This is a genomic window from Stenotrophomonas nematodicola, assembly GCF_009467805.1.
GTDB classification, from domain to species: Bacteria; Pseudomonadota; Gammaproteobacteria; order Xanthomonadales; family Xanthomonadaceae; genus Stenotrophomonas; species Stenotrophomonas nematodicola.
This window is the reverse complement of record NZ_WIAY01000003.1, coordinates 306,790-319,195: the sequence shown is the minus strand read 5'-3', so window position 1 is coordinate 319,195 and position 12,406 is coordinate 306,790. Positions and strand designations below refer to the sequence as shown.

Sequence of the window (12,406 nt, the reverse complement as noted above, 5' to 3'; positions counted from 1 at the left end):
AGAATCGAGGCCGACCGCGCAGCCAGCGGTCGTTTCTCCCGCCGACCGGACCTGCGATGCCGCCGCTGCTCAACCGTCTCTCCCGCCCCATTGCGGCGCCCATCCGACGCTGGGTCCTGGACGCGTTCCCGCGCGGCCAGAGCAACATCGACTACGACCATCCGCAGGGCGATCCGGGCTGGTTTGGCCCGGACAGCGCCACCTGGCGCGTGCATGCGGAGCTGCCCGGGATGCTCGCCGGCGGCCTGTGCGCACTGATGCTGCAGACCCTGCACCCGTTGGCCCTGGCGGGGGTGTACGACCACTCCAACTTCCGCGGCGACCTGGTCGGCCGGCTGCGCCGCACCACCGCTTTCGTGGCGGGCACGAGCTATGCCCCCGCCGGCGAAGTGGAGACGCTGGTTGCCCGGGTCAAACGCATTCATGCGCAGGTGCGCGGGCATACCCCGGACGGGCAGGCCTACGCCGCCGACGATCCGGATCTGCTGACCTGGGTTCACGTCACCGAGGCGTACGGCTTCCTGCAGGGCTGCCGCCGCTATTGCCGTGAGGTACCGGCGTCGGTTGCCGACCGCTATTACGACGAGTACCGCCGCGTGGCGGAGGCATTGGGGGCGACCGCAGTGCCGGCCTCGGAAGCGGAGGTGGCGGCGTACTTCGTGCGGGAGCTGCCGCGGTTGCGCTTCGATGCGCGCTCGCGCGAGGTGCTGGCGGTGCTCGCCGGCATCCGACTGCCGGTGCCGATGGCGGGGCTGTCGCGTGATCTGTTCCTCGGTGCGGGCGCCGCGTTGCTGCCGCCGTGGGCGGTGTCGATGCTGGAACGCACTGCGCTGCAACGGGCGCAGGCGCAGACCTCGGCCCGCCTGTTGCGTGGCATGGCGCCGCTGTTCCGCCGCGCGCTGCCGGATGGTGTGGCCACCCGCGCCTGCGCCCGCGTCGGTGTGCCGGCCAGCGTGCTCACGAGGTGGTGACAGAGTGGCGCGCATAAAAAAACGGGCGCCGAAGCGCCCGTTTTCCGATCATCGCACCGCGATGATCACCACACTTTGACCCGCTTGTCCGGGGCCAGGTACAGCTTCTGGCCTTCCTTGACGTCGAACGCCGGGTACCACGCGTCCAGGTTGCGCACAGTGAGCGCGCGGAACTGGCCGGGGGCATGCACGTTGGTCAGCAGCGCGTTGCGCAGCGCCTGCTCGCGGGCCTTGCTGCGCCAGGCCTGGGCGAACCCGAGGAAGAAGCGCTGGTCCGGCGTGAAGCCTTCCAGCGTCTGTGCCGGCTTGCCCTGCAGCGAGAGCTGGTAGGCATCGTAGGCGGTGGCCAGACCGGCCACGTCGGCGATGTTTTCGCCCAGCGTCAGGCGCCCGTTGACCGACACACCCGGGAAGGGCTGGTAGCTGCTGAACTGCGCGGCCAACGCGTCGCCGGCGGCGTTGAACTGCTTGAGGTCATCGGCAGTCCACCAGTTGTCCAGCTTGCCGGTTTCGTCGAACAGCGCACCGGCGTTGTCGAAGCCGTGGCTGATCTCGTGGCCGATCACCGCGCCGATCGCGCCGTAGTTCACCGCGTCGTCGGCGGCCCCGTCGAAGAACGGCGGCTGCAGGATCGCGGCCGGGAACACCAGGCGGTTCTCCAGCGGCACGTTCATCGCATTGATGGTCTGCGGCAGCATCGCCCACTCGGTGTGGTCCACCGGCTTGCCCAGCTTGGCGATGTTGCGCTGGTACTCGAACAGCTCCGCACGCGCGGCATTGCCCAGCGCATCGTCGCGCTTGACCTCCAGCCCGCTGTAATCGCGCCAGGTGTCCGGGTAGCCCATGCCCACGGTAAGCCCGGCAACCTTGGCCTTGGCGCGGGCCTTGGTCTGCGGCGACATCCATGCCAGCGCATCGATCCGCTTGGCGAAGGCGGCGATGATGTTCCTGGCCATCTCGTCGGCGCGTGCCTTGGTGGCCGGGTCGAAGTGACGCTCGACGTACAGCTTGCCGATCGCTTCGCCGACGGCGTGGTTGCTGTCGTCCACCGCGCGTTTCCAGCGCTCGCTCTGCTGCGGGGTGCCGTTCAGCGCGGTGCCGTGGAAGGCGAAGCGCGCGTCGGCGAATGCCTTCGGCAGGTAAGGCGCGGCGCGATCCAGGGCATGGAAGGCGAGATAGTCCTTCCACACTTCCAGAGGCTCGGTGGCGACCAGGCGCGAGATGCCCGCCACGGCCTTGGGCTGCCACACGATGAAGTCCTGCTGCCCGCCCAGACTGGCGCCGGCCAGGAATGCGCTCCAGTCCATGCCCGGCGCCTTGGCGCTCAGGTCGGCCTGCGTCCAGGCGTTGGCGCCCTTGGCCACATCGTTGGTTTCTTCCTGGGTGGCGTGCGCCTGGGCGATCCGCGTTTCCAGGGCGAGGATGCGCTGTGCCTTGCCGGCGGGATCGGCAACGCCGGCAAGCTGCAGCACCTGGGCGATGTAGGCCTGGTATTGCTTGCGCAGTTCGGCCATGCGGCCGCCCTGCAGGTAGAAGTCGCGGTCCGGCATGCCCAGGCCGCCCTGCACCAGGTACGGTGCGGTGCGGTCCGGCTGCAGCAGATCCACCGAGACCCACACGCCGAACAGGCGGTCGGTGTAGAAGTTGGTCGCGTTCAGCAGGTCGACGTCGGCGCGCAGGGTGCCGCCCAGGGTGGTGGCCAGCGCGGATTTGTCGGCAACGGCGGTGATGGCATCCAAGGTGGGCTTCACCGGGGCCAGGCCCCGCGACTCGATGCCCGCTTCGTCCATGTAGGCCGCGTAGTAGTCACCGATCAGCCTGGCTTCGCCTTCGGCCTTGGCATCGGCGGCAGCGCCTTCGAGGATCGCGCGGGTGTCGGCCAGGGTCTTTTCGGCGATGACGTTGAAACTGCCATAGCTGGAGCGGTCGGCGGGGATCTCGGTGGTCCTCACCCAGGTGCCGTTGGCGAAGCCGAAGAAGTCATCGCCTGCGGCGAGGCTGCGGTCCATGCCGGCGATATCGAAACCAAAGCTGCCCAGCTGCGGCTTGGCCGGGGCGGGCGCGGCGGCGGTGTCCGTGGCGGGGGAGGCCGGCGGTGCGGCCGGTTCACGGTCGCAGGCAGCCAGGCTCAGCGACAGGCTGGCGGCAATGGCGAGCATCAGGGTGGGGCGGCGCAGCTTGGACATGGACCTTCTCAGGCAACGGAAAGAACCTAGTTTAGTCCTCCGGCGCAGGTCGGATCGGGCCGCATGCCCGATCGCCCATTGGCCAGATTCCGCTCTTCCCGCACGGCTGCCGCTGGTGCATGCTGGGGCCGGCAGGACCGTTCCGCGCCAGGGTGCCAGGGGAGGCATCGCGTGGACACGATTGCAGGCGTCAAGAAACGGGGGCTTCGGCCGCTCAGGTTTGGGGGAAACCAGGAAGCGTTTGCGCATGAAGTCAGCCCGCTATGAAGGGAGCCGTTTGCGATGCCCGCGTTGAACCGTGTGATGGCTCGGCCACTGCGGACGATCGTCTGGTTGGGCAGTGCGCTGGCCGTGCTGCTGGCCGCTGCGTTGGGCGTCATGCTGGCCAACGACTACCAGCGGCGCCTGGAAGCCGCGCAACGCCAGAGCTCCGCGCTGGCGGCGGGCTCGCAGCGCCTGTTGCGATTGGAACTGCGCAACCTGGAACGGGCCATGCTGGGCATTGCCGACGACGGCGCCAAACTGTTCCAGCGCGTGCCGGAGCAGGCGCCGGAGCTGCTCGATGACGCCATCGCCGGGGTGCTGCAGCGGCATGCCGAGCTGGACAGCATCGTGGTGGTGGACCAGCACGGGCGCGCGCTGACCAGCGGCAGCGGTGATCTGCACCTGCCGTTGTGGGCGACGGAGTCCAACCGGGGCACCGGAAGCGCGCTGTACATCGGCCCGCCGCAGGCATTGGACGGCTATCGCTGGGTGCTGCCGCTGGCGCTGCGCATGGGCGAGGACCGCTGGCTGCTCAGCCGCCTGCACACCGACGAGCTGACCTCGATCATCAGCGGCCTGGACACCGGCGAGTACGGGGTGATCTCGATCACCGACGCCCAGGGCTATGTGCTGGCACGCAGCCCCGACCCGCTCGGGGCCACCGGACAGCGCTTCGGCCTGGCCCGGCGCGAGATGCTGCGCACCGATGCGGTGACGCCACTGGGCATCGAAACCAGCGCGGTGGACCAGATCGAACGCATCTCCACGCTGACCACGCTCGGCCAGTATCCGCTGGCGGTCTACGCCGGCCTGGGCCGTCGCGATGTGCTGGCACCGTGGTGGCCTTACGCGTACGCATCGATGGGCGTGTACCTGGCGTACTGGGTGGTCTTTCTCGGGGTGTACTTCAGCCTGCGCCGCGCCAGCGTGCACCAGGATGTGCTGACCGAGGAACTGCGTACCGGCCACGCCGAGCTGCGCCTGGCCCACCAGGTCGGCAAGGTCTGCACCTGGTACGTGGACGAGGATGCGTGCGTGCTGCGCTGGTCACCGTTGGCGCGCGAGATCTTCGGCGTGGAGATCGACAGCCTGCCGGTTGCCGATTTCTTCGCGCGCGTGCACCGCGACGACGCACCGCGCATGCAGGCCGCCTTCGACGCCGCCTTCGCCGGTACGGCGGTGCTGGATGAAATGTTCCGCGTGGTGCTGCCTGGCGGGGCCGTCCGCTGGGTGTCCGCGCGCGGCCAGCGGGTGGCGGTGGTGGATCGGCAGCGGCGCATGATCGGCGCGCTCACCGATGTCAGCGAGCGCGTGCAGGCGCTGGCACGGGTGCAGCAGGCCGAGCGCCAGTTCCGCCTGCTGTTCGACCGCAATCCGGCACCGTTCTGGGTGTTCGACCCCGATACGCTGCGCTTCCTGGAAGTGAACGAGGCCGCGGTCCGCCAGTACGGGTTCAGCCGTGACGAGTTCCTGTCCATGAGCATTCTCGACATCCGCCCGCGCGAAGGCTGGGATGAGATCCGTGGCGCCATCGCACAGGCGCGCATCGGCGATGTGCAGGACGCCACGGTGCGCATGCACCGGCGCAAGGACGGCACCGTGTTCGAGGTCCGCGCCCACCTGGCACGGCTGGACTTCGACGGGCGCCAGGCGTGCCTGGTCCTGGCCGAGGACGTCAGCGAGCGTCTGGCCTACGAGCGCGACCTGGCCTACCACGCCACCCACAACCCGGCCACCGGCCTGCTCAATACGCGTGCGTTGGCCGAACAGTTGGACGCCGCCGGCGGCGGCTACACCATCGCCTATGTGCAGTTCCGCGGGTTGCAGCTGGTGGCCGATACGCTGGGCCGCGAAGTGGGCGAGGTGGTGCTGCAGGCGATGGCCAAGCGCCTGGGCGGGCTCGGTGCGCGTTATGGCGCGCTGGCGTTCCAGCCGGCCGAGGACTTCATCTTTGCCATCGACGACGGCCACGACCGCCAGTCGGCGCTGGACACGCTGGTGCAGACCGTGTCCGAACCGGTACGCGGGCAGGATTGGCTGCACCAGTTCGAGCCGCGCATCGGCGTGGCGGTGAAGTTCGACGGCGATGTGCTGCCGGCCGAACAGGTGATCGGCATGGCCGCGCAGGCCGCGCACGCGGCGCGCGACGAAGGCAGCGTGATCGCCTGGTACGACAACACGGTCAGCTCGCGGCTGGCCGAGCGGCTGCGCCTGGCCGGTCGCATCCACAGCGCGATCGATGCCGAGTTCGAGCTGTACTTCCAGCCCATCTGCCATGCCAGCGACGGCACCCCGGCCGCGCTGGAGGCACTGCTGCGCTGGCCGCAGCCGGATGGCAGCTTCATTCCCCCGGGCGAGTTCATCCAGCTGTGCGAAGACACCGGGTTGATCCTGGCGCTGGGCCGCTGGGTGATCCGTGCGGCGGCACAGGCGCAGCGGCAACTGGTCGATGCCGGCTGGGGCGTGCTGCCGATCGCGGTGAACGTCTCGGCGGTGCAGTTCTTCAACAGCGACCTGGTGGCCGAGTTCACCCGCGCCAGCCAGGAGTTCGGCCTGGCGCGGGGCGCGCTGCAGGTGGAACTGACCGAGAGCAGCCTGATGCGCAAGCCGGCGCAGGCCAAGCAGACCATGCAGCGCCTGCACGAGCAGGGCATCTGCATTTCGCTGGACGATTTCGGCACGGGTTATTCCAACATGTCCTACCTGCAGCATCTGCCGCTGGACATTCTGAAGATCGACCGCAGCTTCGTGGCCGATGTGGAAACCAATCCGCGCAACGCCTCGATCTGCCGTGCGCTGTTGTCGCTGGGCCACAGCATGGGGCTGACCATCATCGCCGAAGGCGTGGAAACGCCCGGGCAGCACCAGTGGCTGGCCGCGCACGGCTGCGACCAGGTGCAGGGCTACCTGCTGGGCCGGCCGGCGCCGCTGTGCGAGGTGATCGCGCGGCTGGAGACCGCCGACGCGGTGTAGCGCCGCGCGCTGCGCTTCACGCGGTTCAGGCCAGCGCTTGGACCAGGTAGTCGATGAAGCTGCGCACCTTCGGTGCGAGGTGGTTGCGGCTGGTGTAGACCGCATGGATGCCGACGGGCGGCACTTCCCAGTCGGGAAGGATGCGTTGCAGTCGGCCATCGGCCAGCGCATCGTCAACCAGGAAATCCGGCTGCAGGATGATGCCCAGGCCGGCGATCGCCGCGTCGCGCAGCACATCGCCGTTGTTGGCGCGGATGCCGCCGCGGATGGCCACGCTGACCTCGCCGCGCGGGCCGCGCAGCTGCCAGGCATCGCCGCCGCCCCAGTAGCTGTAATTCAGGCACTGGTGACCGGCCAGGTCCTCCGGCTGCTGCGGGTGGCCATAGGCGGCCAGGTAGGCCGGTGACGCGCACAGGGTGATGCGGGCGTCGGCGAGTTTGCGCGCGATCAGCGTCGGGCCCGGCTGCCGGGTGATGCGGATGGCCACGTCGAAGCCTTCTTCGACCATGTCCACCAGGCGGTCGGACAACGACAGATCCAACTGCACCTGCGGATACCGCGCGCGGTAGCCGGCCAGCAGCGGGCCAAGCCGGGCGATGCCGTAGCTGACCGGCGCGTTGACCCGCAGCAGGCCGGAGGGCTCCAGCGCCTGCGCGCCGATGCTGGCCTCCAGTGCGTCGAACTGCGCCAGCAGCTGCACGCATTGGGCGTAGTAGGCCGCGCCGGTGCTGGTCGGGCTCACCCGGCGGGTGGTGCGGTTGAGCAGGCGCGTGGACAGGCGCTGTTCCAGTGCCGCGATCTGCCGGGTGACCCCGGCCGTGGACATGTCCAGCGCCTGCGCGGCGGCGCTGAACCCATTGCGCTCGACCACGGCCACGAACACGCGCATTGCATCCAGAGTGTCCATTGTTGCGGTTCCGGTAATAAACAGCGTCGGGTGATCGTATTTATTGGTGCTGGTGTGCGCAATAACCTGTCCACACCGCACTCCGCCGAGGTTTCCCATGCACGCCCCCGCCCACCGTACCGCCTCCCTGGCCCCCTATGGCGCGACCGCGCTGCGCTGGGCACTGGGGGCGCTGTTCCTCGTCCACGGGCTGACCAAGCTGCTGGTGTTCACCCCGGCCGGCACCGCCGCCTATTTCCAGTCGCTGGGCCTGCCCGGTGCCCTGGGCTACGCCACCATCGCCCTGGAGCTGACCCTCGCCGCCGCGCTCCTGCTGGGCCTCTTCGCGCGCTGGGTCGGCCTGATCGGCGTGCCGCTGCTGCTGGGCACCATCGTTACCGTTCACGGCGCCAACGGCTTCAGCTTCGCCAACGCTGGGGGCGGTTGGGAATACCCGGCGTTCTGGGCGCTGGCCCTGCTGGTGCTGTTCTGCATTGGAGACGGCAAATGGACGTTGGCCTCGCGCTGAATCTGCCCACGCCCCCCGCCTCTTACTGGAGCTTCCGATGACCCGTCTGCCGTCGCTGTACATCTCGCACGGTTCGCCGATGACCGCGCTCAACCCCGGCCTGGTCGGTGAGCGCCTGGCCGACCTGGCCGCCACGCTGCCGCGTCCGCGCGCGATCGTCATGGCCTCGGCCCACTGGCTGACCCGCCAGCCGGCGGTCGGCGGGCACCCGCGGCCGCCGACCATCCACGATTTCGGCGGCTTCCCGCAGGCGCTGTTCGACCTGCAGTACCCGGCGCCGGGCGATCCGACGCTGGCCCGCGAGGTTGCCGAGCGGCTGGGGGCGGCCGGACTGCCGACGGTGATCGATGCCGCTCGTGGCCTGGACCACGGCGCGTGGGTGCCGCTGCGCTTCCTCTACCCGCAGGCGGACATTCCGGTGGTTCCGCTGGCGATCCAGCCGCTGCTCGGGCCGGCCCATCAACTGGCGCTGGGCCGCGCGCTGGCACCGTTGCGCGAGCAGGGGGTGCTGGTGATCGGATCGGGCAGCATCACCCACAACCTGCATGACTGGGGCCACTACCAGGACGGCAAGGACGCACCCTATGTGCGGCCCTTCATCGACTGGGTGGAGCAGCGGCTGGCGGCCGACGACAGCGCCGCGCTGCTCGACTACCGCCGCCAGGCACCGTATGCCGAGCGCGCGCATCCTACCGATGAACACCTGCAGCCGCTGTACGTCGCGATGGGCGCGGCCGGTGCGGACACGTTGGGCGCGCAGCGCATCGATGCCGGTATCGATGCCGGTTTCCTGGCGATGGACATCTACCGCTTCGATGGCGGTGATGCCGCCCGGCCGGCTTCAGCCAGTGCGGGACCATGAGCCCCGGCATCGCCACGCGTGATGTGCAGGGCCACCCGGTGTGCGGCATGCGGCAACGGACTGCCCGATGGACCACGCAGCATCGGCTGTCCCTCCACTGAGCCGACGCGCACGCGCGCGTTCGCGCGACGGCAGGGGTGTGGTACGTTTTTTCCGTTTCCGGCGCCGGCTGTCCGCAGCCTCCCCCCCGCGCTGCCCACTGGAAAATGCATGCATACCATTGAAGTCGTCCTGGCGATGCTGGTGGCCGTGGTGGCCAGCGGCTACCTCGTCCGGGTCCTGCCGCTGTCGCTGCCGTTGCCGCTCGTGCAGATCGGCCTCGGGGCGGTGATCGCCGGCGTGTTCAACCGCGGCCACGCGCTGGAACCGGAGATGTTCTTCCTGTTGTTCCTGCCGCCACTGCTGTTTCTGGATGGTTGGCGCATTCCCAAACAGGGCCTGTTCCGCGACAAGGGCGTGATCCTGGAACTGGCCTTCGGGCTGGTGGTGTTCACCGTGATCGGTGCGGGCTTGCTGATTCACTGGATGATTCCGGTGATGCCGCTGGCGGTGGCCTTCGCATTGGCCGCGATCATCTCGCCCACCGATCCGGTGGCGGTCGGGTCGATCGCCGCGCGTGCGCCGATTCCCAAACGCCTGATGCACATCCTGGAAGGTGAGTCGCTGCTCAACGATGCGTCCGGACTGGTCTGCTTCCGCTTCGCGGTGGCGGCGGTGATGACCGGAACGTTCTCGCTGGCCAGCGCCTCGCTGACCTTCCTGTGGGTGGCCGTGGCGGGCCTGGCGATCGGCGTGGCGGTGACGTTGGGCGTGTCCACCTTCCAGCGCTGGCTGTGGCGGCGCTTCGGCGAGGAGCCGGGCGCGGCGCTGCTGGTCAACCTGCTGATTCCCTTCGCGGCCTATCTGCTGGCCGAAGAAGCCAATGCCTCGGGCATCCTGTCGGCCGTCGCCGCAGGCATCACGATGAGCTATGTCGAGCTGACCGGCCGCGTCTCCGGCAGCATGCGCGTGCAGCGTGCCGCGGTGTGGGGGATGCTGCAGTTCAGCTTCAACGGCATCATGTTCGTGCTGCTCGGCGAGCAGCTTCCGGGCATCGTCGAGCGCGCGATCACCACCGTCAGCGAGAGTGGCCATCACAGTCCGTGGTGGCTGCTGGTGTACGTGGTGGTGATCAACCTGGCGCTGGTGGTGCTGCGCCTGGCCTGGGTATGGTTGTCGCTGCGCTGGAGCCTGCTGCGTGCGCGCCACCGTGGCGAAGTCCAGCAGGGCACGCCGTGGCGGGTGGTGGTGGCAACGTCGGTCGCCGGCGTACGCGGCGCGATCACCCTGGCCGGCGTGCTGACCCTGCCGCTGTTCCTGCCCGATGGCAGCGCCTTCCCGGCGCGCGATCTGGTGATCTTCCTGGCGGCGGCGGTGATCCTGGTGTCGCTGATCGGCGCCAGCGTGGCCTTGCCGCGTCTGTTGAAGGGACTGGAGCTGCCCGCCGATTCGGGTGACCGCAAGGCCGAGGACCTGGCCCGCAAGCTCGCTTCCAAGGCGGCGCTGGCCGGCGTGGAGCGCATGCGCCAGCAACTGGTGCAGAACCAGACCACCGAGAACGTGCAGCTCTACAACGATGCCGCCTCGCGGGTCAGCCTGCTGTACCAGCGCAACCTGGAGAAGGACAACGGACCCGATGCCGATCCGGAAAAGGTGAAGCGGATGGAGCAGGGCTACCGGCAGCTGCGCACCGCCGGTCTCACCGCCGAGCGTGAAGAGCTGTTCCGCCTGACCCGGCGCGGCAAGATCTCCGATGAGGTCTCGCGCCGGCTGATCCGCAACCTGGATCTGCTGGAAACCCGGCAACGGGATTGACGGCCCAGCCGCCAATCCCGGGCAGCCACCGACCGCGGGCCGGTGGACCGGTTACTCGGCCTTCTGGTCCAGGTAGTAAGCCACCACGGTGCCCTTGACCTTGATCGTCATCGGGTTGCCGCGGCGGTCACGCGCCTTGCCGGCCTGCACGCGGATCCAGCCTTCGCTGACCGAATACTCCTCGACGTTGTCGCGCTCGACGTCGTTGAAGCGGATGCCAACCCCGCGCTCCAGCGCGGCGGCGTCGTGGAAGGGGCTGGCCGGGTTGATCGCCAGGTGATCGGGAGGGGTATCGCTCATGGTCATCGGGTACTGACGGCCACCACGGCCATCTTCTGCCGTACAGGATAAACCGCAGCGGCGCCCAGGCCGAATTTCGCTTCCTGCCAACGCCATCCCACGGCAGAATGCGCCCCTGCCTCCAGGAATACCGGTCATGCCCGACAACAGCGATTATTTCGACTTCGAAGAAGAAGAACGCGATTTCGACGAAGACGACTTCGAGGCGCGCATCTGGAACCTGTTCGTCCTGATCAACCCGGGCGACGAGGAACTGGCGTTGCAGCAGTTCAACCGCTGGCGCGAAACGCTGCTGGAAAGCGGCGAGGAGATCGATGAAGAGGCCGAGTGGCTGCCCCCGCTGCTGACGGCCATCGCCTGGCAGTCCGGCTTCGAGGTCGAACGCGGCGATGCCGATGCGCTGATGTCGGCGGTCAACGAACTGTCCGCGCGCTGGAACCTGCAGCTGGACTGGGGCGGCGACCTGGACGACGAAGACTTCGCTGCCGGCGTGGACGCCCCGCAGCTGATGGCCACGGCGTACGACCGCCTGCGCGAGCACAACTATTCGTTGTGGAGCGTGGATGCCGGTACCGATGGCCTGGCCGGCTGGATGGCGCTCAGCCGCGACGATGACGCGATGCTTGCGTTGTGCTCGCTGCTGGGCGTGGAAGTGCGGCCGGGCAGCGATCCGTTCTGACACCAGCGGAGGCGCCGGCTGTGGGGCGGCCGAGTGTGGCCGGCAACCACGCGATGGGGGTCAGGGCGCGTACTGCGCGCGGGCGTTGGCGATCACTGCTTTGACCAGGGCGCGGTCGGTGTGGCGCGAAATCGGCCGCGCGCCCAGTGCGATGGCCTGCAGGCGCATCGGGGCGGTTACGTCGTAGTGCGCGCCGCTGCGGCGGTTCTGGAAGGCCCGCCGCGGAATCCCGAGCTGCGCCGCCAGGGCGTGCAGCTCGGGCAGGGTGTCGGCCATCAGATGCGCCCAGCGCTCGCCGCGCCAGGGGTGTACCGCATCGTCCACATAGACCGTCACCGGGGGCCGCGATCAGCCCTTGGGCTGCGCGTCGGCGTCGGCCGGGGTGGCGTCGGCAGCCGGAGCGTCAGCGGCATCGGCGGCATCGGCAGCCACCTCGGTGCCGGCATCGGCGTCGCCGTCGGCGGCTTCGTCTTCACCGTCCACACCTTCGAACTCGGACACCAGCTGGGCCAGGTACTCGTCGGCGGTCTTGCCTTCTTCGGCGGCCAGGTCGTCGATCATCTGCTGCATCTGGGTCGAGTATTCCAGAGTGACCTTGCGGCCTTCCTTCTCCTGGACATTGGACAGGTGCTTGAGCATGGCCAGCATCGGGATCGGGTTGTCCGCGTTGCCCATCGTCTGGCCGCCGATGGCCAGCAGCCATTCGGTGCCCTGCAGGCCGATCGCGGCAACCACCTGGCCTTCCTCGTTCTGCAGGACGGCGTGGTTCTGCACCGGCTGCTGGGCGTTCAGGCGCTGGATCGGACGCTTGGGCTGCTGCTTCTTGCGCTTGTCGCGCTTGGCCTTGGACTGCTTGGACATGGGAACGGTCTATCTGTACGGGAAAGACCGTCATTGTAGTG

11 protein-coding genes are annotated in these 12,406 nt (G+C 68.8%); 6 read left to right on the top strand and 5 right to left on the bottom strand.

Going from position 1 to position 12,406, the window contains the following annotated elements:
* Nucleotides 1–56: 56 nt before the first annotated feature.
* Nucleotides 57–971 (top strand): oxygenase MpaB family protein, encoded by a 915-nt coding sequence (locus GDJ08_RS12300; RefSeq protein WP_153164945.1) that lies wholly within the window; start codon nt 57–59, stop codon nt 969–971.
* Nucleotides 972–1,036: 65 nt separating this feature from the next.
* On the opposite strand, the gene GDJ08_RS12295 is transcribed toward GDJ08_RS12300, so the two are convergent.
* Entirely contained in the window at nt 1,037–3,157 is a 2,121-nt protein-coding gene (locus GDJ08_RS12295; protein WP_153164944.1) for a M13 family metallopeptidase, read from the bottom strand.
* A 303-nt stretch (nt 3,158–3,460) separates the two neighbouring features.
* Between GDJ08_RS12295 and GDJ08_RS12290 the strand changes: the two genes are divergently transcribed.
* Nucleotides 3,461–6,394: a bifunctional diguanylate cyclase/phosphodiesterase gene (locus GDJ08_RS12290; RefSeq protein WP_229296515.1), complete on the top strand. Its 2,934-nt coding sequence runs from the start codon at nt 3,461–3,463 to the stop codon at nt 6,392–6,394.
* A 25-nt stretch (nt 6,395–6,419) separates the two neighbouring features.
* Here the strand turns inward: GDJ08_RS12290 and GDJ08_RS12285 are convergent, their stop codons facing one another.
* Nucleotides 6,420–7,301 (bottom strand): LysR family transcriptional regulator, encoded by an 882-nt coding sequence (locus GDJ08_RS12285; protein ID WP_017356516.1) that lies wholly within the window; start codon nt 7,299–7,301, stop codon nt 6,420–6,422.
* A gap of 97 nt (nt 7,302–7,398) precedes the next feature.
* On the opposite strand from GDJ08_RS12285, the gene GDJ08_RS12280 reads away from it, so the two are divergent.
* The 3 genes from GDJ08_RS12280 (at nt 7,399) to GDJ08_RS12270 (ending at nt 10,525) form a co-directional block, all read left to right on the top strand.
* Entirely contained in the window at nt 7,399–7,809 is a 411-nt protein-coding gene (locus GDJ08_RS12280; RefSeq protein WP_136003518.1) for a DoxX family protein, read from the top strand.
* A 37-nt stretch (nt 7,810–7,846) separates the two neighbouring features.
* Complete coding sequence (locus GDJ08_RS12275; RefSeq protein ID WP_136003520.1) at nt 7,847–8,671, top strand: dioxygenase family protein; 825 nt, start codon at nt 7,847–7,849, stop codon at nt 8,669–8,671.
* Between the two features lie 210 nt (nt 8,672–8,881).
* Nucleotides 8,882–10,525, top strand: a complete 1,644-nt coding sequence (locus tag GDJ08_RS12270; protein ID WP_017356513.1) for a Na+/H+ antiporter — start codon at nt 8,882–8,884, stop codon at nt 10,523–10,525.
* Between the two features lie 51 nt (nt 10,526–10,576).
* Here GDJ08_RS12270 and GDJ08_RS12265 read toward each other — a convergent pair whose 3' ends face one another.
* Nucleotides 10,577–10,825 carry a DUF3297 family protein gene (locus GDJ08_RS12265; protein WP_026070836.1) on the bottom strand — a complete coding sequence of 83 codons (249 nt, stop codon included), beginning with the start codon at nt 10,823–10,825 and terminating at the stop codon, nt 10,577–10,579.
* A gap of 136 nt (nt 10,826–10,961) precedes the next feature.
* On the opposite strand from GDJ08_RS12265, the gene GDJ08_RS12260 reads away from it, so the two are divergent.
* Nucleotides 10,962–11,504, top strand: a complete 543-nt coding sequence (locus GDJ08_RS12260) for a DUF6630 family protein (protein WP_017356511.1) — start codon at nt 10,962–10,964, stop codon at nt 11,502–11,504.
* 60 nt (nt 11,505–11,564) lie between these two features.
* Here GDJ08_RS12260 and GDJ08_RS12255 read toward each other — a convergent pair whose 3' ends face one another.
* Together GDJ08_RS12255 and GDJ08_RS12250 are read right to left on the bottom strand one after the other, a co-directional pair.
* The gene (locus GDJ08_RS12255) at nt 11,565–11,840 is read right to left on the bottom strand and encodes a DUF4031 domain-containing protein (RefSeq protein ID WP_017356510.1); all 276 of its coding nucleotides are present in this window, start codon (nt 11,838–11,840) and stop codon (nt 11,565–11,567) included.
* A 12-nt stretch (nt 11,841–11,852) separates the two neighbouring features.
* A complete protein-coding gene (locus tag GDJ08_RS12250; protein WP_136003522.1) occupies nt 11,853–12,365 on the bottom strand; it encodes a hypothetical protein in 513 nt (170 codons plus the stop codon).
* Nucleotides 12,366–12,406 lie beyond the last annotated feature (41 nt).

Bases quoted from the DNA above. Each gene is read 5' to 3' on its own strand.
- GDJ08_RS12300 (WP_153164945.1), top strand. From the start codon at position 57: ATGCCGCCGCTGCTCAACCGTCTCTCCCGCCCCATTGCGGCGCCCATC.
- GDJ08_RS12295 (WP_153164944.1), bottom strand. From the start codon at position 3,157: ATGTCCAAGCTGCGCCGCCCCACCCTGATGCTCGCCATTGCCGCCAGC.
- GDJ08_RS12290 (WP_229296515.1), top strand. From the start codon at position 3,461: ATGGCTCGGCCACTGCGGACGATCGTCTGGTTGGGCAGTGCGCTGGCC.
- GDJ08_RS12285 (WP_017356516.1), bottom strand. From the start codon at position 7,301: ATGGACACTCTGGATGCAATGCGCGTGTTCGTGGCCGTGGTCGAGCGC.
- GDJ08_RS12280 (WP_136003518.1), top strand. From the start codon at position 7,399: ATGCACGCCCCCGCCCACCGTACCGCCTCCCTGGCCCCCTATGGCGCG.
- GDJ08_RS12275 (WP_136003520.1), top strand. From the start codon at position 7,847: ATGACCCGTCTGCCGTCGCTGTACATCTCGCACGGTTCGCCGATGACC.
- GDJ08_RS12270 (WP_017356513.1), top strand. From the start codon at position 8,882: ATGCATACCATTGAAGTCGTCCTGGCGATGCTGGTGGCCGTGGTGGCC.
- GDJ08_RS12265 (WP_026070836.1), bottom strand. From the start codon at position 10,825: ATGAGCGATACCCCTCCCGATCACCTGGCGATCAACCCGGCCAGCCCC.
- GDJ08_RS12260 (WP_017356511.1), top strand. From the start codon at position 10,962: ATGCCCGACAACAGCGATTATTTCGACTTCGAAGAAGAAGAACGCGAT.
- GDJ08_RS12250 (WP_136003522.1), bottom strand. From the start codon at position 12,365: ATGTCCAAGCAGTCCAAGGCCAAGCGCGACAAGCGCAAGAAGCAGCAG.